Source organism: Flavobacterium sp. GNP002 (genome assembly GCF_054343795.1).
Window position 1 is genome coordinate 2,844,571 of the sequence record NZ_JBTGUW010000001.1, and the last position, 24,223, is coordinate 2,868,793.

General features: G+C 31.6%; 26 protein-coding genes and 1 other RNA gene. 18 read left to right on the top strand and 9 right to left on the bottom strand.

Annotated elements, in window-relative coordinates; all coding sequences use genetic code 11:
• Nucleotides 1-25: 25 nt before the first annotated feature.
• Entirely contained in the window at nt 26-547 is a 522-nt protein-coding gene (locus tag ACXX80_RS12295) for a hypothetical protein (RefSeq protein WP_458553448.1), read from the bottom strand.
• A 763-nt stretch (nt 548-1,310) separates the two neighbouring features.
• Between ACXX80_RS12295 and ACXX80_RS12300 the strand changes: the two genes are divergently transcribed.
• The 3 genes from ACXX80_RS12300 (at nt 1,311) to ACXX80_RS12310 (ending at nt 4,873) form a co-directional block, all read left to right on the top strand.
• Nucleotides 1,311-1,796: a SixA phosphatase family protein gene (locus tag ACXX80_RS12300; RefSeq protein ID WP_458553449.1), complete on the top strand. Its 486-nt coding sequence runs from the start codon at nt 1,311-1,313 to the stop codon at nt 1,794-1,796.
• Entirely contained in the window at nt 1,793-3,880 is a 2,088-nt protein-coding gene (gene ppk1, locus ACXX80_RS12305; protein WP_458553450.1) for a polyphosphate kinase 1, read from the top strand. The genes ACXX80_RS12300 and ppk1 overlap by 4 nt, the downstream gene beginning before the upstream one ends.
• A 102-nt stretch (nt 3,881-3,982) precedes the next feature.
• Nucleotides 3,983-4,873: a Ppx/GppA phosphatase family protein gene (locus tag ACXX80_RS12310; protein WP_458553451.1), complete on the top strand. Its 891-nt coding sequence runs from the start codon at nt 3,983-3,985 to the stop codon at nt 4,871-4,873.
• 20 nt (nt 4,874-4,893) lie between these two features.
• On the opposite strand, the gene ACXX80_RS12315 is transcribed toward ACXX80_RS12310, so the two are convergent.
• Complete coding sequence (locus tag ACXX80_RS12315; protein ID WP_282717971.1) at nt 4,894-5,310, bottom strand: DUF8439 domain-containing protein; 417 nt, start codon at nt 5,308-5,310, stop codon at nt 4,894-4,896.
• 7 nt (nt 5,311-5,317) lie between these two features.
• On the opposite strand from ACXX80_RS12315, the gene ACXX80_RS12320 reads away from it, so the two are divergent.
• The gene (locus ACXX80_RS12320; RefSeq protein ID WP_458553452.1) at nt 5,318-5,512 is read left to right on the top strand and encodes a hypothetical protein; all 195 of its coding nucleotides are present in this window, start codon (nt 5,318-5,320) and stop codon (nt 5,510-5,512) included.
• A gap of 28 nt (nt 5,513-5,540) precedes the next feature.
• Here ACXX80_RS12320 and dnaX read toward each other — a convergent pair whose 3' ends face one another.
• Nucleotides 5,541-6,626 (bottom strand): DNA polymerase III subunit gamma/tau, encoded by a 1,086-nt coding sequence (gene dnaX / locus ACXX80_RS12325; RefSeq protein WP_458553453.1) that lies wholly within the window; start codon nt 6,624-6,626, stop codon nt 5,541-5,543.
• Between the two features lie 298 nt (nt 6,627-6,924).
• Entirely contained in the window at nt 6,925-7,224 is a 300-nt protein-coding gene (locus ACXX80_RS12330) for a hypothetical protein (protein ID WP_417965884.1), read from the bottom strand.
• 117 nt (nt 7,225-7,341) lie between these two features.
• Here ACXX80_RS12330 and rnpB point away from each other — a divergent pair.
• The 3 genes from rnpB (at nt 7,342) to ACXX80_RS12345 (ending at nt 9,331) form a co-directional block, all read left to right on the top strand.
• An RNA gene (gene rnpB, locus ACXX80_RS12335) (RNase P RNA component class A) lies at nt 7,342-7,661 on the top strand.
• A gap of 221 nt (nt 7,662-7,882) precedes the next feature.
• Nucleotides 7,883-8,806, top strand: a complete 924-nt coding sequence (locus ACXX80_RS12340) for a ketopantoate reductase family protein (protein ID WP_458553454.1) — start codon at nt 7,883-7,885, stop codon at nt 8,804-8,806.
• A 156-nt stretch (nt 8,807-8,962) separates the two neighbouring features.
• Nucleotides 8,963-9,331 carry a hypothetical protein gene (locus tag ACXX80_RS12345; RefSeq protein WP_458553455.1) on the top strand — a complete coding sequence of 123 codons (369 nt, stop codon included), beginning with the start codon at nt 8,963-8,965 and terminating at the stop codon, nt 9,329-9,331.
• Between the two features lie 207 nt (nt 9,332-9,538).
• Here ACXX80_RS12345 and ACXX80_RS12350 read toward each other — a convergent pair whose 3' ends face one another.
• Both ACXX80_RS12350 and ACXX80_RS12355 read right to left on the bottom strand, forming a co-directional pair.
• Entirely contained in the window at nt 9,539-10,135 is a 597-nt protein-coding gene (locus ACXX80_RS12350; RefSeq protein WP_458553456.1) for an RsmD family RNA methyltransferase, read from the bottom strand.
• Nucleotides 10,132-10,941, bottom strand: a complete 810-nt coding sequence (locus ACXX80_RS12355; RefSeq protein ID WP_458553457.1) for a DUF3822 family protein — start codon at nt 10,939-10,941, stop codon at nt 10,132-10,134. Before ACXX80_RS12355 ends, ACXX80_RS12350 begins: the two co-directional genes overlap by 4 nt.
• A gap of 244 nt (nt 10,942-11,185) precedes the next feature.
• Here ACXX80_RS12355 and ACXX80_RS12360 point away from each other — a divergent pair, with 244 nt between their 5' ends.
• The 6 genes from ACXX80_RS12360 (at nt 11,186) to kdsB (ending at nt 16,575) form a co-directional block, all read left to right on the top strand.
• The gene (locus ACXX80_RS12360; RefSeq protein ID WP_458553458.1) at nt 11,186-12,607 is read left to right on the top strand and encodes an ATP-dependent DNA helicase; all 1,422 of its coding nucleotides are present in this window, start codon (nt 11,186-11,188) and stop codon (nt 12,605-12,607) included.
• A gap of 11 nt (nt 12,608-12,618) precedes the next feature.
• The gene (locus tag ACXX80_RS12365) at nt 12,619-13,014 is read left to right on the top strand and encodes a VOC family protein (protein ID WP_458553459.1); all 396 of its coding nucleotides are present in this window, start codon (nt 12,619-12,621) and stop codon (nt 13,012-13,014) included.
• Between the two features lie 20 nt (nt 13,015-13,034).
• Nucleotides 13,035-13,865, top strand: coding sequence for a 4,5-DOPA-extradiol-dioxygenase (gene ygiD, locus ACXX80_RS12370; protein ID WP_458553460.1), 831 nt, complete (start codon nt 13,035-13,037; stop codon nt 13,863-13,865).
• 72 nt (nt 13,866-13,937) lie between these two features.
• On the top strand, nt 13,938-15,005 hold the full coding sequence (locus ACXX80_RS12375; protein WP_458553461.1) for an acyltransferase family protein: 1,068 nt from the start codon (nt 13,938-13,940) through the stop codon (nt 15,003-15,005).
• Between the two features lie 91 nt (nt 15,006-15,096).
• Nucleotides 15,097-15,783, top strand: coding sequence for a GNAT family N-acetyltransferase (locus ACXX80_RS12380; protein ID WP_458553462.1), 687 nt, complete (start codon nt 15,097-15,099; stop codon nt 15,781-15,783).
• A 66-nt stretch (nt 15,784-15,849) separates the two neighbouring features.
• Nucleotides 15,850-16,575, top strand: coding sequence for a 3-deoxy-manno-octulosonate cytidylyltransferase (gene kdsB / locus ACXX80_RS12385; protein WP_458553463.1), 726 nt, complete (start codon nt 15,850-15,852; stop codon nt 16,573-16,575).
• A gap of 78 nt (nt 16,576-16,653) precedes the next feature.
• Here kdsB and ACXX80_RS12390 read toward each other — a convergent pair whose 3' ends face one another.
• Nucleotides 16,654-17,319 (bottom strand): spermidine synthase, encoded by a 666-nt coding sequence (locus ACXX80_RS12390; RefSeq protein ID WP_458553464.1) that lies wholly within the window; start codon nt 17,317-17,319, stop codon nt 16,654-16,656.
• Nucleotides 17,320-17,380: 61 nt separating this feature from the next.
• Between ACXX80_RS12390 and ACXX80_RS12395 the strand changes: the two genes are divergently transcribed.
• A complete protein-coding gene (locus ACXX80_RS12395) occupies nt 17,381-17,935 on the top strand; it encodes a 1-acyl-sn-glycerol-3-phosphate acyltransferase (protein WP_458553465.1) in 555 nt (184 codons plus the stop codon).
• Nucleotides 17,936-18,037: 102 nt separating this feature from the next.
• Here ACXX80_RS12395 and ACXX80_RS12400 read toward each other — a convergent pair whose 3' ends face one another.
• Nucleotides 18,038-18,514 carry a helix-turn-helix domain-containing protein gene (locus tag ACXX80_RS12400; protein ID WP_458553466.1) on the bottom strand — a complete coding sequence of 159 codons (477 nt, stop codon included), beginning with the start codon at nt 18,512-18,514 and terminating at the stop codon, nt 18,038-18,040.
• Between the two features lie 311 nt (nt 18,515-18,825).
• On the opposite strand from ACXX80_RS12400, the gene ACXX80_RS12405 reads away from it, so the two are divergent.
• The 4 genes from ACXX80_RS12405 (at nt 18,826) to ACXX80_RS12420 (ending at nt 23,741) form a co-directional block, all read left to right on the top strand.
• Nucleotides 18,826-19,980, top strand: coding sequence for a M14 family metallopeptidase (locus ACXX80_RS12405; RefSeq protein ID WP_458553467.1), 1,155 nt, complete (start codon nt 18,826-18,828; stop codon nt 19,978-19,980).
• A gap of 76 nt (nt 19,981-20,056) precedes the next feature.
• On the top strand, nt 20,057-20,536 hold the full coding sequence (locus ACXX80_RS12410; protein ID WP_072943262.1) for an Lrp/AsnC family transcriptional regulator: 480 nt from the start codon (nt 20,057-20,059) through the stop codon (nt 20,534-20,536).
• Nucleotides 20,537-20,628: 92 nt separating this feature from the next.
• Complete coding sequence (locus ACXX80_RS12415; RefSeq protein ID WP_458553468.1) at nt 20,629-23,214, top strand: phosphoenolpyruvate carboxylase; 2,586 nt, start codon at nt 20,629-20,631, stop codon at nt 23,212-23,214.
• A gap of 11 nt (nt 23,215-23,225) precedes the next feature.
• A complete protein-coding gene (locus ACXX80_RS12420) occupies nt 23,226-23,741 on the top strand; it encodes a DinB family protein (protein WP_458553469.1) in 516 nt (171 codons plus the stop codon).
• A 1-nt stretch (nt 23,742) separates the two neighbouring features.
• Here ACXX80_RS12420 and ACXX80_RS12425 read toward each other — a convergent pair whose 3' ends face one another.
• Complete coding sequence (locus ACXX80_RS12425; RefSeq protein ID WP_458553470.1) at nt 23,743-24,219, bottom strand: DNA-deoxyinosine glycosylase; 477 nt, start codon at nt 24,217-24,219, stop codon at nt 23,743-23,745.
• Between the last annotated feature and the right edge of the window lie 4 nt (nt 24,220-24,223).

Here is a 24,223-nt window from a genome sequence, read left to right on the forward strand (position 1 = left end):
TTATAATTTTTTATCAAAGGTATAATTATTCTGCTTCGTCTATTTTATAAAATATGCTATATTGGTTATTATAGTTTACTATCATATTTGCAATTTCCTTTTCGGTTATAGTAAAATCACTATTGAAATAGAAATATTTCAAGCTACTAAATTCTGAAAATTGCATCAGGTCAACTTTATAATTTAAGTCCGATCTATTTTTTATTTTTATATTAATTATTTCTATATTATTTTTAAAAATAGTTGGATCTCCAATTCCTGACAAAGACTGAGCATCAGTGTAAATACAAGAGGGATAATCTCCAAAGGTTTTTATAATACCATTAGTTAAATAAACCGCAGACTGCGATTTAAAAACTAGATCTTCTATGCTTTGACTACTTGAAGCTGCCATTCTCTGTTTGTTTGCCTCTGGTTTATTAAGAAGATAAGAACTCAATTCAGTTATTTTAATAGGTGAAGATTGAGCAAGTAGCTGACCTGAAAAAGTAAGTAATACTAAAAAAGTGAGAATGCTCTTTTTGATGCTGTTTAATGATGTATTCATGATTTCTTATAGTTTATATTGTTTTTTTGGATTTTAACTAGGAAATTTTAGTTTTTATAGTTATTGTTTATTTTTAAAATCTTAAATATTCGGATTTTAAAAATAAAGAACTTACTACTTTGTTAAGCTAATGTATTGGCTGAAAATGTGTACTTATTTAATTTTAGAAAATTTGTTATACGAGCTTTAGAAAACAAGAAAGAATTTCTGGTTTTCAAAATGATCGATAAAAACTTTAAATTTTTGAAGGATAGTATCAGATTGCTTGATTGATACGTTTGTGCGACATAAACATTTGCTATTCTCTTATAAATTTTGAATAATTTGTTTTGCGATAAGTAAGAGTTTTGTTGTAGGTCAACAATTTGATTTGGGATACTTATTATCATAAGTTATATTTTAAAAATTGGGCTATTTATTCTGAGCTAGAATGAATAACAGTATAAAAGTATGCAAATTCAATTACCCCCCAATTTTTTTTTCTACCAATTACTTAAATACTCGTTTAAGTACTCTATTCGCTGTTTTAAAACGTTATAAAAATCTTGAAAATCAGTATTTTAGTGAGTCAAACTTAAACAAACGTTAAATTCAGCTATATTGTCTTACAAGTGTTAGTGTATAAGTTCACCATAGCTTGCTTTTTTAGAACTGTTAAATAATCGATCAAAAAAGAAGCACATTTAGTCTTTCTTTCGTAAATTGTGATTTAATTTGTACTACTTCAACCTAAATTTTTTAATGTTTAATTAGAATTTCGATTATGAAAAATTTAATATTAGTTCGACATGCAAAATCAAGTTGGGAAGTCCTAATGCATGATAAAGATCGTGGTTTGACTTGTCAAGGAATGAAAGATGCGCATCTTGTTTCTACTCATGCAAAAGATTTTATACCCAAAACGTATATTATTTGGGCCAGTTCTGCAAAAAGAGCAACAAACACGGCGTTAATTTTTGCTCAAAATTTAGCCTATCCTATAGAAAGTATCGTTTACAAAGACGACCTTTATACCTTTGACGAAAAGAAATTGGAGGAAGTTATTAAATCATGCAGTAATCTTTTCGAAAGTGTTATTGTTTTTGCACATAATGGTGCAATTACAAATTTTGTTAATAAATTTGGGGATAATTATATTGATAATATTCCTACAAGCGGTTTTGTATCCTTAGAATTTGATACAGATGATTGGAAAAAAATTAAAAAAGGTAAAATAAAAAAAATAATATTTCCCAAAGATTTAAGATGAATAAAGTATTAGAATACAAATACATTGATAGAGAAAAAAGTTGGTTAGCTTTCAACGCCAGAGTGCTTCAAGAGGCTGGTGATAGTTCAGTTCCACTATTAGACAGATTACGATTTTTAGGTATATTTTCGAATAATTTAGATGAGTTTTTCAGAGTTCGTTTTGCAGCCATCAGACGATTAAGTCTTACAGGAATCACTGGAGAAAAGTATCTTGGAGGGATTTCTGCACAGCAATTAGTAAAAGATATTACCGAAATTGTAATCCAACAACAATCTGAAAGTTTACGAATATTAAATATTATTGAAGCTGAACTTGAGACAGAAAATATATTTATTATCACTGAAAATGATATTACAATTGAGCAGGAAATCTTTTTGAAAGACTTTTTTATTCAAAAATTAAGCCCTGAATTAGTAACAATAATTTTGAATGATTTAGCAGAATTCCCTGTTTTAAAAGACACTTCGGGATATTTAGCCATCAAGCTAGTTATGAATAAAAATTCAGAAGTTCGTTATGCCGTAATCGAAATTCCAAAAACAATTAACCGTTTTGTTGTTTTACCATCAAATAATGAGAAACAGTATGTCATACTTCTGGATGATGTTATTAGACATAATTTGAGCAGTATTTTCAATATTTTTGACTATGAAAGTGTTTCTGCACATATGATAAAAATTACCAGAGATGCTCAATTAGACATCGATAGTGATTTAAGCAAAAGTATGATTGAAAAAATATCATTGAGTGTTAAAGATCGTAGAATTGGTGAACCGGTTCGCTTTATTTATGACCAATTAATTGAAGAGGATACCCTGCAATTTTTTCTTGATAAAATGAAAATCGTTTCTACTGACAGTATTATTCCTGGTGGAAGATACCATAACAGACGCGATTATATGAATTTTCCAAATCTAGGTCGATTTGATTTATTGTACAAAACCAATGATCCGTTACCAATTCCAGGATTAAGTCTTGAAGGAAGTATGTTAGAAAAAATAAGTGAAAGAGATTATTTGCTCAATGCTCCATATCAATCCTTTTCCTATTTGACTAAGTTTTTGCGTGAAGCGGCATTAGATCCAAAAGTAACTTCGATAAAAATTACTTTATACCGATTAGCAAAAAATTCTCAAATCATTAGTTCACTGATAAATGCTGCCAAAAACGGAAAAAAAGTAACTGTTCAAATCGAATTGCAAGCTCGTTTTGATGAAGCCTCCAATATTTCGTATGCAGAGCAAATGCAAACAGAAGGCATTGAGTTAATCTTTGGAATAAAAGGACTAAAAGTACACAGTAAAATATGTGTTATTGAAAGAAATGAACATAATAAAATAAAACGTTACGGCTTTATTTCAACAGGGAATTTCAATGAATCAACCGCAAAAGTGTACACTGATGTAACTCTTTTTACGAGTCATCAGCAAATCCTGAAAGATATTATGCGAATATTTGAGTTTTTTGATATCAATTACAGAGTGCATCGCTATAAGCATCTTATAGTTTCACCGCATTACACCAGAAGCCGATTTATAAAATTAATTGATAGAGAGATTACACATGCATTAGCGGGAAGAAAAACACATATAAAGCTAAAAATGAATAGCTTATCTGATTTTGAAATGATAGATAAATTATATGAGGCCAGTAGAGCAGGAGTGAAAATTCAACTCGAAGTTAGAGGAATTTGTTCCTTGATTCCAGGAATTCCAGGTATGAGTGATAATATTGAAGCTATAAGTATTGTAGATAATTATTTAGAACATTCCAGAATTTATATTTTTGGTAATGCTGGACAAACTGAAGTTTATATTTCATCAGCTGATTTTATGACAAGAAATCTTGATGGTCGCGTAGAAGTTACCTGTCCAATATATGATCAGGAAATAAAAAATGAATTAATAGATAACTTTGATATAGGTTGGAAAGGGAATGTAAAAGCCCGTTATCATTCTTATAAATTAGATAATAAGTATAGAGTTCGAAATCATAATCCAGTTTTTAGGGCACAATTAGAAACCTATAAATACTATCAAAGTAAAGTTGAGTTAGAGTCAAAAACGGAAAAAATAGTATAATAATTTGTTCCAGTTTAGTTTAATGTTTTCAATAATTTTTTCATTTTAGAATTAATAAATAGGCCAATTAATAACTAAAAGAATAAACGAATCAAATCCAAAATGATTAAGATAAAAAAATATGCCGCAATCGATATTGGTTCTAATGCCATGCGTTTATTGATTGTAAATATTGTAGAACAAGAGGGAAAAGAGCCGCAGTTTAATAAGAGTTCATTAGTGCGTGTTCCAATTCGTCTTGGACAAGATGCCTTTACCGTAGGTGAAATTTCAGAAGAGAATTTGGAAAGAATGTGCGATGCTATGAAAGCTTTTAATCTTTTGATGAAGGTGCATAAAGTTGAACGCTATATGGCTTTTGCAACTTCAGCGATGCGCGAAGCCTACAATGGCAAAGAAGTTGTTGCTCTAATAAAGAAAAAAGCCGACATAAAAATAGAAATTATTGATGGTAAAAAAGAAGCGGCAATAATCGCTTCAACAGATTTACATCACTTATTAAAAACGGATCAGACGTATCTTTTTGTGGATGTTGGCGGTGGAAGTACCGAATTCACTTTATTTTCGAATGGTAAATTGATCAATTCAAGATCATTCAAAGCAGGAACGGTACGTTTATTAAATGATATGGTTTGTGATGTGGTTTGGGATGAAATTGAAAAATGGATCAAAACAAATACGGAAGAATATGAAGAAGTCATTCTGATAGGTTCAGGGGGGAATATTAATAAGCTTTTCAAGATGTCCGGAAAAATACAAGAAAAACCATTGTCTTATATTTATATGAATTCACAATATGCTTTCTTGAATTCACTTTCTTATGAACAAAGAATTTCAGAATTAGGATTGAATCCGGATCGCGCCGATGTAATTATTCCTGCTACAAGAATTTATCTGAACGCCATGAAATGGAGTGGAGCAAGAAATATTTATGTTCCTAAAATTGGGCTTTCTGATGGAATTGTAAAAGCGATGTATTACGGAAAGATTTAATTTCTTTTTGATTTTACATTTTAAGCATCTAAATCTAATCCAAATGTTGTTCGTAAAAGTTCAATATTTGGATTTATTTCATGAAGTCTGTTGTATCGATCCTGATCATTAAAGCTTCTTTTGCTCTCAATACTTTCATTCACAATAACCTCAATTGTGATATCATGATTGTGTAAATGTCCTTTTAAATGTCCTAAAAGTCCATTCAATTCTTTTTCGAAGTCTAATTTAGATCCTTCATTTGGCAATTCAATTGTGATGGAAGTTCCGTTTAATTTAGGATCGTTAATAAGTAATAACGACTCCATAATTTTATAGCCTTTATCTCCTAAACGTTGTGCATATTTGTTCCAATGCAATAACATTTCTGTTTCAGTAAAAGATTCTGTAGGTAAGTGTGCCACTTCTTTTACAATCCCTCTGGTGCTTTCTTCCAATGCTTTTTTGGCACGAATACTAGCTAATGAAAACGCAGAAACCTTTGGTTCATTAGATTGTGGAATATCAATTTTTACTGTTGGAGTGGGAACTGAAGGAGCACTAACAATAGTTTCCGATTCTTTTTCTTGTGTTGCTGCTACAATTGGATTAATTGTAGTGGTTTCTACTTTGACTTTTGGACTTTCTACTATAGAGTAATCGCTCTTTCTAAAGTAAGTAGGAGGAATTATAAATTGGTTAACTTTTTTTTTTCTCCATCAAAAGTGATAGAGGCAAGTTGCATCAGGCAAAGTTCAACAAGAAGTCGTTGGTTTTGGCTCAGTTTGTATTTCAAATCACAATCATTAGCAATTTCAATTCCTTTTAAAAGAAAGTCTTGACTGCATTTTTGTGCTTGGACACCATACATTTGCTGCGCTTGTTCTCCAACTTCTAATAAAGATAAAGTTGCGGGTGTTTTAGAAACCAATAAATCCCTAAAATGGGAAGCTAATCCGGATACAAAATGGTGTGCATCAAAACCTTTAGCAAGAATTTCGTTGAAAGCCATCAATAAATCTGGGATTTTGTTTTCCAAAATCAAATCGGTTACATTGATGTACGTTTCGTAATCCAACACATTCAAGTTTTCCGTAACGGCTTGACGTGTTAAATCTTTTCCACAAAAAGAAACTACTCGGTCAAAAATAGACAAAGCATCACGCATTGCGCCATCAGCTTTTTGAGCAATAATATGCAAAGCATCATCTTCAAATACTACGCCTTGACTTGTGGCCACTTCGGCAAGATGTTCTTTGGCATCTTTTACGGTAATTCTTTTGAAATCAAATATCTGACAACGAGAAAGTATCGTTGGAATAATTTTATGTTTTTCGGTCGTAGCTAAAATAAAAATGGCATGTTTTGGCGGTTCTTCCAATGTTTTCAAGAAAGCATTAAAAGCTGCCGAGGACAACATGTGAACCTCATCAATAATGTATACTTTGTATTGTCCCGTTTGTGGCGGGATTCGAACTTGGTCAATTAGATTTCGGATATCGTCAACTGAGTTGTTTGATGCAGCATCTAATTCGAAAACATTAAAAGCGAAATCTTCATTGGGATCATCATATCCAGGCTGGTTAATTTTACGAGCCAAAATACGGGCACAAGTTGTTTTTCCAACGCCACGTGGTCCTGTAAATAACAAGGCTGAAGCTAAGTGATTGCTTTCTATGGCATTCAATAAAGTATTAGTAATGGCTTTTTGTCCTACAACATCTTTAAATGTTTGAGGACGATATTTACGAGCCGATACAACAAATTGTTCCATAGAAATTTTATTCGAAAGCAAATATAGGTTTTAATTTAATGATGCAAAAATTTAAGTATTGAAAGATTTTATAATTTTCAGAATGGTTTTTGTTTCCCAAATTTCCTAGCTCAGATTACTTTACAGTACTATAATTTTAATGGAGTTCAGTGAACTGCGTTTGAAGATATAATCCTTATACGCTGGTCCCGAAACCTCGGGATGGCGGATAAGATTGTAACGGATAGCTGGATATAGCTCCTAAAAAACAATTGATTTAAGTTCTTGATTTAGTTTTAAATTATTTTAGAAAACGAGCTTACTTGTCTCTTCCTTTGATACTAAGATCAATTAAAACTCTTGCTGCACCATTATCTGAATTTGCTGCATATCCCGCTACAAACACACCTTTTTTACCAGAAGTTGATTTTATACCATAAACTGTTGCTTCGTCATCTGGATTTGAATCTCCTTCGTAACGATAAATATGTTGAATTTCATAGTGGCTGGGATTTTTTACAATATCTTCCTCATGAAGATTAAAATCAAAGGTAAATCCCATCTCATTCAAATCGTCTAAGGCTTTAGAAACGGTGGCATAGTGATACATATTTGACATAATAGAGATTTTTAGTTATTTACTAAAGGTAACTAATTTATTATGAATTGATTGTAAAAGGCTTGTTAAAGTAGATAACAGTAAATGAAAAAAAAGAATTAAATAGTGTAAATTTGCACCGCAGACCGCCTTATCGCCGTTTTGAGTAATCAAGAGGGAGGAAAGTCCGGACACCAAAGGGAAGCATAGCGGGTAACACCCGTCGGTTCCGATTTATCGGGATTAGGACAAGTGCAACAGAAAGTATGTACAGGTAATGCTGTAGTGAAACCAGGTAAACTCTATGCGGTGAAATATCAAGTATATCAGCATTTAAGGGCGTCTCGTTCGTTGCTGAAGGGTAGATAGCTTGAGTCACGCAGTAATGTGTGATCTAGATAAATGATAAGGCTCTAATTTATTGGAGACAGAATCCGGCTTATAGGTCTGCATTTTTTATTAAAAGATTTAATAAAACTAAAGATTGTGAAATCTAAAAAAGAACCATTAAGAAATTAAGTTTCATTAAGTCGCAACGCTTAATTTTCTAAATTTCTTAATGGTTTAATTTTTAAATAGTAGTTATGAAATAGCCAATAACAACAAGTTTGCGTAAGTAAACACCAATAAATAAAAAGGCGATACTATATATGACTGCTAAAAAATAATTTTTACCTATATGAAAACAAGAATTGGGATTTTAGGATTGGGTGGAGTAGGTGGTTACTTCGGAGGATTATTAGCCAAAGCTTATTTTGAATCAGATGCAATTGAAATCGTATTTATTGCAAGAGGCGAAACCCAAAAAGCAATAGCCAAAAATGGATTAAAAATTATTGCTGATACTACTGAAATAAGTACTTTTCCGAGTTTAGTTTCTAACAACCCAGAAGAAATTGGGAAACTTGATTACCTTATTTGCGCTACTAAAACCTACGATATTGAAACCAGTTTTGAAACCATAAAAAATTGTATTACCCCAAACACGATAATCCTACCTTTATATAATGGTGTCGATGCCACGGAACGCATCCAAAAGTTGTTTTCTGAAAATACTGTTTTGCAAGGTTGTGTTTATATTGTTTCAATGATTGAATCACCTGGAATTATCAAAAAAATGGGTTCTTATGAAAAACTATTTTTTGGTTCTAAAAATGCTCCGGTTTCCAAATTAAATGTATTGCAATCCATTTTCGAAAAGGCTTCTATCGAAAGTTATCTTGTGGAAAATATCGAAGAAACGGTTTGGGAAAAGTTCATTTTTATTTCAGCGTTAGCTTCAGCTACTTCCTATTTGAACGTAAACATAGGAGGGATTTTAAAAAATCCTGAAAATAAAGCAATTTATAGTTCACTGTTAAACGAGATTACTGCTGTCGCTGTTGCAAAAGGGCTAGCGTTGCCATATGATATTGTGAATCAGACGATTATAAAACTCGAAAAAACTCCAAAAGATGCTACCTCATCTATGCACAGAGATTTATTGGCAGGAAGAAATACTGAAGTAGTTTCCTTGACAAAATATGTGGTAGATCAAGCAATAAAATTTGGAGTTGCAACGCCTATTTACCAAATGGTATTAGAGAAGTTAACGATAAATTGAGTTTATTATTAAAATAAAATTCTGACAAATTAGAATTTAGTATTATGTTTGCGTCCGATATAAAACAAATGATATATCGAGAACTTAATAATAACTATACATGCAATTATCGGTATCTAACAATGGTAAAGCAGCTCTTGCAGCTCTTTTATTTTAATGACAATTTCACATTCTAACGCACAAGAAAAACCAGTCGTAGAAAAAAGTCAATTTAAAATTAATGTATTACTTCCCGGATTTGTTTACGAACATGGTCTAAGTGATAAAAACACACTTTACTCAGAATTGAGTTCAGGTTACGGATACACATCTAATAGTTTTGGGAAAACCTGGACCTTCTATCCTTACATTAATGAGCAGTTTCGTCATTATTACAATTTAGAGAAAAGGGTAGGAAAAGGAAAACTTACGTCCCATAATTCAGGAGGATTTGTTGCTATGGCCGCTTTATATAATTTCAGATCGATTTCTACTAATGATAACTTTTTACCTGAAAATGCATCGATCACTATAGCGCCGGTTTAGGGTTTTCAACGAACGTACAAAGGGAATTTTAATCTTGATTTGAATATGGGTGTTGGTTATAATTTTGACAAAAATGACAGTGATTTAGTACCGGTTTTAAACTTTACTTTGGGTTGGGTAATTGGCAAATAGTTGCTTTAAATGGTTACTAAAAACAGAAAAGCTCTTGTAATTACAAGAGCTTTTCTGTTTTATATTCTATCAAGATTATTCTTCTTCACCATCATTTTGGTCTGATTCATTTTCAGAATCTTCTTTATCACCAGAACCAATTTCGAAAAAACTAAAAATAGAACCACCATAACTTTTCTGGAACGAAAAGTGAATCATGTGATCTAGTTTGGTATATTTAGAATGCTCAATTACCATCATTCCATCTTCATTAAGTAATTCTTTTTCGAAAACTAATAAGATAATTTTTTCGAAAGTTTTTTGGTCCAAAGCATAAGGAGGATCTGCAAAAATGATATCGTACGAGGTTTTACATCTTTCTAAATAAGCAAAAACATCACTTTTTGTGGCGGCAATATTAAAATCATATTCGGCAGCAACTTGCTTGATGAATTTTACACAACCAAAATCACCATCAACAGAAGTTATTGGAGTACTTCCCCGTGAGGCAAATTCGTAACTGATGTTTCCGGTTCCGGCAAATAAATCTAATATTTTAAGTCCTTCAAAACTGAAATGGTTGTTCAAAACATTAAATAATGCTTCTTTAGACATATCGGTTGTGGGACGAACGGGTAATCCTTTTGGTGGAAAAATGCGTCTTCCTTTGTATTTTCCTGAAATGATTCTCATGAGTTGAAAAGTATAAAATGATTTCTGTTTTCGGCCTCAGAAAAATAATTGTTCCATCGCAAATCTTCCACATCAATAAGGGAAACGTTGCGAATGTATTTGTAAGCGATTTTGAAATAATCACTTTCGGTATCTATATTTCCGATTAGTTCCAATGCGAAGTTTTCGGGATTTAAGTTCAATTGCTCAGCGGTGAATAAAATGTAATACAAGAAATCTTCCGGCGTTTTATAATCAAAAGAATTAAAAAGTAATAATTTTTGGTTCTGAACCACAATGATTTCAAAATGACCTGTATTAACATGTACAAACATTTTTTTATCATCCTTGTTTTTGGATGCAACCAAAAGTTTCGAAACCAAAATACTATTGGCATGTTTGTAATCGAAAGCGCCAAATTGATCAATGAAAAAATTATTGATATTCACATACGGAATGTAAACTGCATTCATTTGATAGTTTGGAATTTCATCAAAAGCGAAAAAATCAGTTTCAAAAACTTTTGTGTTGTATTGCAGATAACTGCCTAAAAAATTTTCGTCAAATAATGGTTCAGGTACAAATGTTGAAAGATTATTATTGTGAATCACCAGAATTTCATCATAAGAATCATTCAATTCCGGATGTTCTCTAAAAGCATCACCAAACAAATCTTCAATTTTTGTGGCTTTACAAAAGGTATCAAAATGAACTTCGTTAAATGAAGTTACCGTATTATTTAGCGTATCAAAACAACAAAAAGAAAGTCCTGTCAAGGAAACTTGAATGGAAAGTTTTTTATATTTTTTTTCGGCTATGTTTATCATACTATTGATTTTTTCAACAACGCAAACTTACAAATTTTAAAATCAATAACAATATCAATTGCAATGGCAATGGCAAAAATCAATTACAAAACTCAATTGCAATGACAATAACAGTAGCAATGACAATAGCAATGACAATGGCAAAATTCAATGACAAAATTCAATGGCAGTAATTGAAAATTGAAATTGCTATTGACCTTGAAATTGAAAAAACATTCTTTACTTTGCAGTCAAATAACACGAAATGAATTCCTCCCTGTTTTATAGTCTTTTACAAAAAAAATTCCCTTTTCAACCCACCTATAAGCAGGACATTTTTTTTCAAAAAATTGCTATTTTTTTAACCGAAACCGATAACCGAACTATTTTTGTTTTAAAAGGATACGCAGGAACTGGAAAAACAACCGTGATTTCTACGATTGTAAATAGTTTATTAGACATCAATAAAAAATATGTTTTGCTGGCGCCAACGGGTCGTGCGGCTAAAGTAATTGCCAATTATTCGAACAAACCGGCTTTTACGATTCATAAAAAAATCTACTTTCCAAAGAAATCTTCCGGTGGCGGCGTTTCGTTTACGTTGCAACAAAATAAACACAAGAACACGATTTTCATAGTCGATGAAGCATCGATGATTTCCGATACAAATTCTGATTCTAAGTTGTATGAAAACGGTTCTTTATTAGATGATTTGATTTCCTATGTCTATTCAGGAACCAATTGCAAAATGATTTTATTGGGAGATACCGCTCAGTTGCCTCCGGTGAATTTAGATATCAGTCCCGCTTTGGACATTCGTACTTTAGGAATGAATTATGATAAGGAAGTAGAACATATTGAGTTGGATGAAGTCATGCGTCAGGAAGAAAATTCCGGGATTTTGCATAACGCTACGGAACTTCGGGAATTATTGAAAGATTCCTTTATCGATGAATTCAAATTTGATGTCAAGAAATTCAAAGATATAGTTCGGTTGACCGATGGCTATGATATTCAAGATGCCATCAATTCTGCCTACAGTAATTATAGTATTGAAGATACCGCGTTTATTGTTCGTTCCAATAAAAGGGCGAATCAATATAATGAGCAAATCAGAACCAAAATCCTGGATAAAGAAAGCGAACTATCAACTGGAGATTTCCTGATGGTGGTAAAGAACAATTATTTTTGGTTGAAAGATTCTGATGAAGCCGGTTTTATTGCCAATGGTGATATTATCGAAATATTAGAAATTTTCAATATCAAAGAATTGTACGGTTTTAAGTTTGCCAAAGTAAAAATACGAATGATTGATTACCCCAATCAGATTCCATTTGAAACGGTATTGTTAATGGACACCATAAAAAGTGAATCGCCATCTTTAACCTATGAAGAATCCAATAGATTGTATCAGGAAGTATTGAAAGATTATGAAGGTGAAACCAAATTCCAAAAGTTTCAAAAAGTGAAAGCAAACGAATATTTCAACAGCCTTCAAGTGAAATTCTCGTACGCAATTACATGCCATAAATCACAAGGTGGACAATGGAATACTGTTTTTATAGAACAACCGTATTTGCCGGACGGCATCAATAGAGATTATATTAGGTGGTTGTACACGGCAATGACCCGAGCCAAAAATAAATTATATTTGATAGGTTTTAAGGATGAGAATTTTGTAGAGTAAATTTATAAATAATGAAACAAAGAATAGCTCACATTGCCTTGGTTGTTGCTGATTATGATGAGGCGATAGCTTTTTATACTCAAAAATTACATTTTGATTTAATTGAGGATACCATTTTAACTGATACAAAGCGATGGGTTTTGGTTGCGCCAAAAGGTGCCATTGGATTTAGTTTACTTCTGGCTAAAGCGGCAAATAAAGAACAGTCAGAAAAAGTAGGAAATCAAACTGGTGGACGCGTATTTCTATTTTTAAACACTGATAATTTTGAAAGAGATTACCAAAATTTATTGGATAATAAAGTTGAAATTATTAGAGAACCTATCCTACAAGCGTATGGCAAAGTAGCTGTTTTTGCTGATATTTACGGCAATCTTTGGGATTTAATAGAACGAGCTGATAACTAGAATAAATAAATTTCATTCACATGAACACATTAAACGACTTACATAAAATATCTGGCTCTTTTTCGAATACCGAAAAAATGCCGGTTTTGTTTTTGGGACACGGAAGCCCGATGAATGCAATTGAAGAAAATCAGTTTGTGACGGGTTTTAGAAATTTGGCAAAAACGTTACCGCAACCAAATGCCATTTTGTGTATTTCGGCGCATTGGTATACCAAAGGGACAAAGGTTACCGCAATGGAAATGCCACGAACGATTCACGATTTTGGAGGTTTTCCGCAAGCGTTGTTTGACGTGCAATATCCTGCAAAAGGAAGTCCGGAATTAGCGATAGAAACCAAACAATTGTTGACTCCGGTAGAAGTAGAGCTGGACGAACATTGGGGTTTGGATCACGGAGCGTGGAGTGTAATTAAACATTTATATCCAGAAGCTAATGTTCCCGTGATCCAGTTGAGTATTGATTATACAAAATCCGGGCAATACCATTTTGAGTTGGCTCAAAAACTAAGTGCGTTGCGAACCAAAGGAATCCTGATTGTAGGCAGCGGTAATATTGTGCATAATTTAAGGTTGGTCGATTTTCAGAATTTCGATAAAGATAATTACGGTTATGATTGGGCAATTGAAGCAAGGGAATCAGTAAACAATTATTTATTGGACGGAAATTTTCAACCATTGATTGATTTTGAAAAACAAAGCAAGGCGTTTCAATTAGCGATTCCTACGCCAGAGCATTATTTACCTTTGATTTACACTTTAGGATTAAAAGGAAAATCCGGAGAACTCAGTTTATTTAATGATAAGTTATTGGGGGGTTCTTTGAGTATGACTTCGGTGAAGATTATGTAGGAATGTTTTGTGAAATAAATCTTATATTTGGACTATCCACAAATTATTTAAAAACTAATAAAATATTTAACATTGAGAATTGATCAATTAACATTTACTAGATTTATAGCCGCTCTTTCCATTATTATTTTTCATTATGGAAAAAATTGTTTTTTGTTCAATAATGAATATGTATCATTTATTTTTAAACAAGCAAATATTGGTGTTAGTTACTTTTTTATTTTGTCAGGCTTTGTAATGATTATAGCTTATAACGATAAAAAAAATATAAACTTTTTTCAATATGTTAAAAATAGATTAGCTCGTATTTATCCTGTATATTTATTAGCCATTTTTCTAATATTATTCAAAGAAAGATTAAGTATTGATTTAATTTTAAATATCTTAATGTTACAAGCGTGGATACCAGAAAAAGCGCTAACGATTAATTTTCCTGGATGGTCATTATCAGTAGAATTATTTTTTTACTTTTCTTTTCCATTATTGTTTAATCTTATTTTTAAAAAATTTACTTTAAAAAATATTGCAATTTGGATTATATCATTTTGGTTAATCAGTCAAGTTATATTTTACTTAATTGTAGAAACTGATCTGATAACAATTCCAATATATAGTTCTAAAGATTTACATTACAATCCTTTGATGCATTTTAACGAATTTTTAATTGGAAATTTAGCTGGATTGTATTTCATCTATGAATTAAAAGAAAAAAGAAAAAATTATTCTGTACATATTTTATTTACGCTTTTAATTTTACTTTTATTATTGAAATTTCCATTCGGGCTTAATTATCATAATGGATTGCTCTCTATAATATTTGTTCCTTTTATTCTTTTCCTTTCATTAAGTACAGATAAATTGACTAAATTATTTAGTAAAAATATTTTTGTCTTTTTAGGAGAAATTAGTTTTGGGATGTATATACTGCAAAAACCTATTTGGGATATATTATCAGATTACAGAATGAACAAATATTTTAGAATTGATAAAGAATCGGATTTTAGTATATCATTTTTTATTAGGTTATTAGTTCTAATTGCAATATCATCGATAAGTTATTTATACTTTGAAAAACCTCTTAGAAATAAAATAAAAAATTTTCAAACAAAACAGGTTTCACTAAATCCAGTTTCTTACTAATTTTATAAACTAAAATCCCCAGCTAGCGCGAGCATCTTCCTAGTGAATACAAAATAAAATATCATCACCAACCCCTCAAAAACTACTTATTGTGAAAACACAAGATGATAAAAAATTAGATAATCCAGTTTGGTTTTCGTTATCAGAAACGCATCAAAGTTTTGCGCTAGATTATGGCAGTGTAAAATTCTATCATCCGGATTATTGTCCGTTTGGCGGTTTTGAAAAGGGAAATGCGATTGCAAAGTCTATCGATGAATATTCTGAGATGGTTGATAGTTTTTTTATTGTTGGAGAAAAACCGGAACTTTCAAATCTATTGAAGTTAAATAAAGAATTGGTTTGTCTTCAAATGATTGTTTGCTATCCAATCGACATTGCTATTAATGACCCAATCATAAAACTGACTGACGAACATATTGATGCTTTATATGAGTTGGTGAACTTGGTGCAACCGGGATATTTTAAAAAGAAAACCGCTTTATTAGGTAATTATTATGGTATTTTCAAAAATGGTGAACTTGTTGCCGTAACTGGTGAGCGCATGCAAATGAATGGCTTTATTGAAGTAAGCGCAGTAGTCACACATCCCAATCATACCGGAAAGGGATACGCCAAACAATTAGTGGTCCATACCGTAAATGAAATTTATAAGCAAAATAAAACTCCTTATTTACATGTGATTGAAGACAATAAAGGTGCAATACAATTGTACGAGAAGTTGGGTTTTACAATCAGGCGTAAAATTAGTTTCTGGAATATCACCAAGCAAATTTAAGGATTGAGAACAATTTTGTAAATCCTAAAAACATACTAACTTAGCACTTTAGCAATTCCATATAAAATGAAAATAATAGCAGTCATCCCCGCACGTTATGCTTCGACACGATTTTCCGCAAAACTGATGCAGGATTTGGGAGGTAAAACGGTCATTTTAAGAACCTATGAAGCAGCCATAAATACGCAATTGTTTGATGATGTTTTTGTGGTAACAGATTCTAATTTAATTTATGACGAAATCCTTTCTCACGGTGGAAAAGCCATCAAGAGCATCAAAGAACACGAATCAGGAAGTGATCGAATTGCAGAAGCAGTCGAAAATCTGGACGTTGATATTGTGATTAATGTGCAAGGAGACGAACCATTTATCGATGCGGAACCGTTGGCAAAAGTCATTGAAGTTTTTAGAAATGATTTGGATAAAAAAGTAGATTTGGCTTCTTTAATGCGCGAAATCACTAATGAAGAAGATATCAATAATCCCAACAATGTAAAAGTGGTCGTGGATCAAAATGGATTTGCATTATACTTTTCACGTTCGGTAATTCCATATCCAAGAGAGAAAAATGTGGGTGTTCGCTACATGCAACACATCGGGATTTATGCTTTTAGAAAACAAGCATTATTGGATTTTTACAGTTTACCAATGCAATCTTTGGAAGCATCCGAAAAATTGGAACAATTGCGTTATCTGGAATTTGGAAAACGAATTAAAATGGTGGAAACGACTCATGTCGGAATCGGAATTGATACTCCGGAGGATTTAGAAAGAGCGAGAGAGATGCTTTAAAATCAACCGCGAATTCACTATTTATTTAAATTTTATTGAATAATATTTGCGAATTCGCGGTAAAACTAGTGTTTTTTTTTAGGAAAGCTTTTCAATTAAAATGAGCTCGTTATGAACTTCAAGTCTGGGAATAGTCTTAATCTGAAATTGATCTTTGTAAAACTCGGAAACGTATTTTTTATTTCTTAAATTTTGACTTTCATTCAATAACATGGTATTGAAAAGTATAAAACCATGACTTTTTAAAAGAGAGCAAACTCTATTAATAAAAAAAGTTTCAAATAAGAAATTTGGCATTGTGGTATCTTGAAAAATATCAATAATAATTAAATCGTATTTGGTTTTGGTTTTTAGAACAAATTCGAAAGCATCATCAATTACAATTTCAAGATTTTTTACTTCGTCTAACTTGAAATAGGTGTTGGCTATTTTAATTATTTCTTGATCAATTTCAACTCCGGTAATTTTTCCTTTGTATTTTATTTCGTCCACCAACGTTTTGATAACGCTTCCGCCGGCAACTCCCAAAACAAGAATATGTTTCATGGGAACTATTTTTTCATAGCCAATATTTTTTAACCCCAATCTTAAAATGCGTTGTAAACTGCCATACGAATAATTAGCATTTTCTGAGTCTAAAACTAATTCACCATTAGTCCAAGTTACTTCAATCGATTTGCTCAATGAAGATTTTGTTTCATAAATTTTTATTGGAATGAGATAACTGAATATTTTTTTAATCATTAGTGACAGTTTTACTCAAAAATAAGATTTAAATTATTTATTTTGTGCGAAATAAGAAAGAATGAAGAAACAATTTTACAAATGGATATTTTTCAGATTCATGGGATGGAAAATAGTTGGAGGAATTGATGCAAATATTAAAAAATGCGTCATGATGGTGATGCCGCATACAAGTGCGCATGATTTTTATTTGGGAATTTTCACCAGAGGAATAACCGGATTAGAAATGAACTGGGTGGGTAAGAAGGAATTGTTTCGTTTTCCTTTCGGATTTTATTTTAGATATATGGGCGGCGAACCACTGGACCGTTCCGGCGGTCTGAATAAAGTGGATTCTATTGCTGCTATTTTTCAAAGAAAAGAAATTTTTCGTTTGGCTGTTGCTCCAGAAGGAACCCGTGAAAAAGTTACCGAATTAAAAACAGGATTTTATTATATCGCTTTAAAAGCAAATGTTCCTATAATTCCTGTAACATTTGATTTTGGAAGAAAAGAAGTGAATTTAGGAAATCCAGTTTCACCAACTGGAGATATCGAAAGTGATATGGCAATTTTGAAGAAACACTATAAAGGTGTAAAAGGTAAAATCCCAGAAAAAGGATATTCATTTGAATAAATAATAGTGTAAAAAATAAATTCAATTTATTGTAAAAATAATTGATTCATGAAAATAATATAAGAGAACCCCATTTCGAAATTCCGACATGGGGTTATTTTTTTAATCGGGAACATAACTTTTAAAAGTTCCATTCTTATAAAAAATAACAATTTTATCTATTTCAGTAGAATTGGATTCTTTAGGGCTATTTTGATTTTCTATTTTTTTTGTTTCCAAAGTTGGGATCACAGATGGAATTTTAATTTCGGAAAATAAATTCTCAGATATTATTTCAGCAGAAGAAGGAGCAGGAATATTTTGTTTTATAACTTGCTCAACATTATTTTCTTTTTTGTCTGACTGTTGTGAATTTTTAGGAAAATTTCCTTTTCCATTTAAAATCCAATACAAATCTACATCAGGAAAAACCTCTAATATTTTAAGAATAAAATCCAAGCTCGGTTTGTTTCTTCCTGAAAGTAGGTGAGACAAACTAGAGCGCTGTACACCAATTTTATCAGCAAAAGAAGATGCATTCAAACTGTAGTAATCCAGTATAATTTCTAATCTTTTTATAAAATCCTCTATGTTTACCATTGTAAATTAATATTAAAAATTAACTATTTACAAATGTAATCAAAATAGATTAAAACACCAAAATTACAACTGTAAATAGCATATATTATATTAAATAACATAAAGTATAAAACGATATAAATATACATAACTAATTGATATTTAAATATTAAACTAATATTATAAACATAGATAACAATTGTCAATTATAAGAAGTGAGTTAACAGAGTCTAACCGCTAAATATTGTTTACATCATTGAAATATTTTGAATTTAAATAGTTTACAAATGTAAATATAAAGATGTTTACTTTTGTAAATCAAATAAAACATCATGGATTTAGAACAATTATTCAGTCAATATAAAGAAGAAACTATTCACGGTCGTTACATTACTTTAGATTCTATTGAACCATTATTGCAAAAATTAAACACCAATAATCAACTTCAAATTATTGGAAAATCAGTTTTAGGAAAGTCGATTTATTCGTATGAAATAGGAGAAGGTAAAACTAGAATTTTCCTTTGGTCGCAAATGCATGGAAATGAAAGTACAACTACAAAAGCACTATTTGACTTTTTGAATCTATTACATAGTGGTTCGGAATTAGCACAGAAATTACTCAACGCATTTACTTTTTGTAGTATTCCTATGTTGAATCCTGATGGTGCAACATTATATACCAGAGAAAATGCTAACAAAGTAGACTTAAATCGCGATTCGCAAGCGCTTACGCAGCCAGAAAGTAAGCTTTTAAGAGAGACTTTTGAGTTTTTTAAACCCGATTATTGCTTTAATCTTCATGATCAGCGTACTATTTTTGGCGTAAGCGATACTGGTAAACCTGCTACATTATCATTTTTAGCGCCGTCCTATAATGAAGAACGAGAAATAAATGAATCGAGATTAAAGGCTATTAATTTGATTGCGAGCATAAATGAAGAGCTTCAGAAGTATTTACCGAACCAAATAGGTCGTTTTGATGATTCTTTCAATATAAACTGCATTGGTGATACGTTTCAATATTTGGGTGTACCTACATTATTGTTTGAAGCGGGGCATTTTGCTAATGATTATGAAAGAGAAAAAACTCGTAAATACGTTTTTATGGCGCTAATTTCAAGTTTCACGTCACTTTGCGAAAACGTTATAGTTAGCAACGGAATTAATAAATATTTGAATATTCCTCAAAATAAAGTCGTTTTTTATGATTTTATGTATAAAAACATCAAAATAAATTATGATGGTATCGAAATAATCACCAATTTTGCATCACAATACAAAGAGGAGTTAATTGAAAATCGGGTTTGTTTTAATGCCTATGTTTCACAAATAGGGGATTTAGAAAATTATTTTGGTCATTTTGAATACGATGCTAAAGGAGCTTTATATAAAGATGATTTTGGTAATATTCCTAAATTAAACCAAAAAGCTGATTTTTATTTAGATAATAACATAAAAATTGTTAACGGAATGATAAAAATATAATATTTATGTCTTTTTATTGTTTTTATGTATATTTTTATGCTTTGTTAAAGCAATTAATAATATTAATTAAAGAGTTATGAGTAAATTTCGTTTAGATGAAGTAGATCACCAGATTTTAGATATGTTGATAGACAATACAAGAGTTCCATTTACGGATATTGCAAAAAAATTATTGATTTCTGCAGGAACTGTCCATGTCAGAGTTAAAAAAATGGAGGACGCCGGTATTATAATGGGATCTTCATTAGTGCTTGATTATGACAAATTGGGATATTCTTTTATCGCTTATGTAGGTGTTTTTCTAAACAATACGTCACAAACAAAATTTGTTTTGGAACGAATCAATGAAATTCCTTTTGTAACGGTAGCCTCTGTCACTACTGGAAAATTTAATATCTTTTGTAAAATTAGAGCAAAAGATACTAAGCATGCTAAAGATGTTATCTTTATGATTGACGATATTGATGGAGTTTACAGAACTGAAACGATGATCTCACTGGAGGAAAGCATAAATGATAAGAAGCGGTTGATGCATACTATTTTCAAAAATATGTAATTAATCTTGAATGCGCTATATATAAATATAACCTCAAGTTAATTCTTGGGGTTTTTTTATGAAAAATTAACTAAACCAACTACAACTAGACTATGTACACATTACCTAAAATTGAACGTTTCAACCAGGATGTTCTTTCTAAATACAATATTTACAATAGTGTGTTTATTACATTGCCCTTTCAATCTATAGACAACACAGGAGCTTTACTGCCTTTATTTACAGATGTTTGTGATACAGGATTTAAAAAACAAGAAACACCTAAAGAGATAGTTGATTTTTTTGCTGAAAGGTATTTACACAATGCTTCAGAATCAGAGAAAATTGATATCATGTTTCGTTTTATTCAATATATAGAACGTCAGATTGTTCTGTTTGATGCTATTGAAGATGCTGCTTTCCCAGTTGTTAATAATATGGAGGGAAGAGGATCGTTGAGGGATATTAAGGAGAAGTCAGATGCAAAAGATAAAGAAGACGAATTGGTCGATTTTCTGGAAGATTTCAATGTTAGAACGGTTTTGACTGCGCATCCTACACAGTTTTATCCTGGAGCTGTGCTTGGAATTATCAATGATTTAACAGAAGCGATTCGAAAAAACAACCTGCTTGATATTAAGCAATTACTGGCTCAATTAGGTAAAACTCCCTTTATTCAAAACGAAAAACCTAATCCTTTTGATGAAGCAGTAAGTTTGATATGGTATCTTGAAAATGTATTTTATCATACTTCCGGTGAGATGGTGCACTATCTTCAAAAAAATATTTTTAACGGAAACTCGATAAAAAATCCTTTGATTAAACTTGGTTTTTGGCCTGGTGGTGATCGTGATGGAAATCCATTTGTAACTACCGAAATAACTTTGAAAGTAGCGGAACGCTTGAGAACTTCGATTTTGAAATGTTATTACATCGAAATGAGGGATTTGAAAAGAAAACTAACTTTCTCTGGAGTAGACACTTTGGTTACTGAACTGGAACAAAAACTTTATAGGTCTGTATTTTATTCCAAAGGAGAAATCTTTATTACACTTGACGAATTTAAATTGCAATTGAGTAAAATAAAACAAATTGTTATTGATCAACATCAATCGTTATATTTAGATGAATTGGACGCGCTTCTTATAAAAGTAAACTTATTTGGTTTTCATTTTGCATCTTTAGATATTCGTCAGAATAGTAAAATTCATGATGCTGTGTTTAATGACGTTGTTGAATTTTATCTGAAAGCTAATCCTGATGTTTTTCCAAAAAATTATTTTGAATTAAAAGAAGAAGATAAGCTAAAGGTCTTATCAAATGTAAGCGGAAATCTTGATGCGGCTGTTTTTCCGAATGAGATGACTCGTTTGACAATCGAATCTATTCAAGCGATTAAAACAATTCAGGAAAATAATGGTGAATTTGGCGCCAACCGCTATATAATTAGCAATAATGAAAGCGCGCTGAATGTTATGGAAACCTTTGCGTTATTCCGTTTGAGTAATTGGGAGAATCCTCCAGTTGATATTATTCCGCTTTTTGAATCGGTTGATGATTTGCAAAATGCGCATGAAATCATGGAGAAATTGTACACCAATCCAACTTATGCGGCACATTTAGCCAGTAGAAACAACAAACAAACCATCATGCTTGGTTTCTCTGACGGAACAAAAGACGGAGGCTATTTAATGGCGAATTGGAGTATTTATAAGGCAAAAGAAGAACTTACTGCGATTTCCAGAAAATATGGTGTAAAAGCAATTTTCTTTGACGGTCGTGGAGGACCCCCGGCCCGTGGTGGTGGAAAAACACATAAATTCTATGCTTCATTAGGTCCAAATATTGAAAACAATGAGATTCAAGTTACAGTTCAAGGACAAACGATTAGTTCTAATTTTGGAACTTTAGATTCCTGTCGTTATAACTTGGAGAATTTATTAAGTGCCGGTGTAACCAATCAGGTTTTTAGCAAAGGACAAAATGAATTGACCTTGGACGAAAAAAATATATTAGATCAATTGGCAGGATTTGGTTATGAAAAATATTTGAGTTTCAAAAACCACCCTAAATTTATTCCGTATTTGGAACAAATGAGTACGTTGAAATATTATGCTAAAACGAATATTGGAAGCCGACCATCCAAAAGAAGTAAATCAGAACATTTAGATTTTGCTGATTTACGTGCGATTCCTTTTGTGGGTTCTTGGAGCCAGTTAAAGCAAAATGTACCCGGATTTTTTGGTGTAGGGACGGCGCTGAAACATTTTGAAGATACAAATCAGTGGAGTAAAGTGCAGGATTTATATGACAATTCTTTATTCTTTAAAACCTTGTTAGAAAACAGTATGATGTCATTGGCTAAGTCATTTTTCCCACTGACAGCTTACATGAAAAAAGACCCGCAATTTGGTGCTTTTTGGCAAATTATTTATGACGAATTTTTAGAAACAAAACGATTGCTTTTGAAAATTGCGGGCCATAAAGAATTGATGGAAAATTATCCTGATGGTAAAGCATCGATACAAATAAGAGAGCGTATTGTATTGCCATTGTTGACAATACAACAATATGCTTTATTGCGAATTAATGAGTTAAACAAAGAAGCTCAACCAGATGAAGCGTTAATAAAAGTGTACGAAAAAATAGTGACTCGTTCTCTTTTTGGAAATACAAATGCTAGTAGAAACTCTGCTTAAACGATAAAAAAATGATGTCAACACAATTGCCAACAAATGAATATGCTCCTTTTTATGCTCCTTATGTAAACGCTTTGAGAGACGTGAATTTGATAGAAGAATTAGAAATTTCATTGCATGATTTTATCCGTTTTGTTCAAAATATCCCAATGGATAAATTTGATTATAGATATGTAGAAGGGAAGTGGGATATCAAAGAAATTATTCAGCATGTCATAGATACCGAGCGTATTTTTGCGTATCGTGCCTTGCGTATTTCCCGAAATGACCAAACGCCTTTACCAGGTTTTGATGAAAATAATTATGTAAACAATACTCATGCTACCAATAGAAGTATTCAAGATTTGCTAACTGAATTTTCAGCTGTGCGACATTCGAATTTGTTTCTTTTTAAAAGTTTATCTGAAGAACAATTAAAGAGAATTGGAACTGCTTCGAATGCAGCCGTATCGGTTCGTGCGATCGGTTTCATTATGATTGGGCATCAGAAACACCATCAAAAGGTTTTTCAGGAAAGATATTTATAATTTATTGAAAACCGGCTAACCAAATTTTCAGCTTGTTGTCAAATAACATAGTATTTGCAGGACTAGTAGAAGGCATCACATAATACGTGATGCCTTTTATTTGCCCAAATTTTTTCAGAAAGTATTTATGACTTTCCTTTCCATTAAAAACAATTTTCGAAATTCCGGGGAATTCTTTGAATAATGTTTCAAAATCATTTTCTTTTTGATTTTTGATATGGATGTCCAAGCTTCCTTTTCTTTCGCAATTTTCTAAAACATCCCAAAGCCCAATGTTGTTTGCCTGGAGTAATTGTATCTTTTCTTCGAAGATTTCAGATATTGGTAAATTATCCAGCAACGTGTACATTATTTTCCAGAAATGATTTCTTTTGTGTGCATAATATTCCTGTTTTTCCAGTGATGCAATGCCAGGCATAGTTCCTAAAATCAAAATTTTGGTTTGAGAATTTACAAAAGGAGGAAAGGATTGTATCATATAA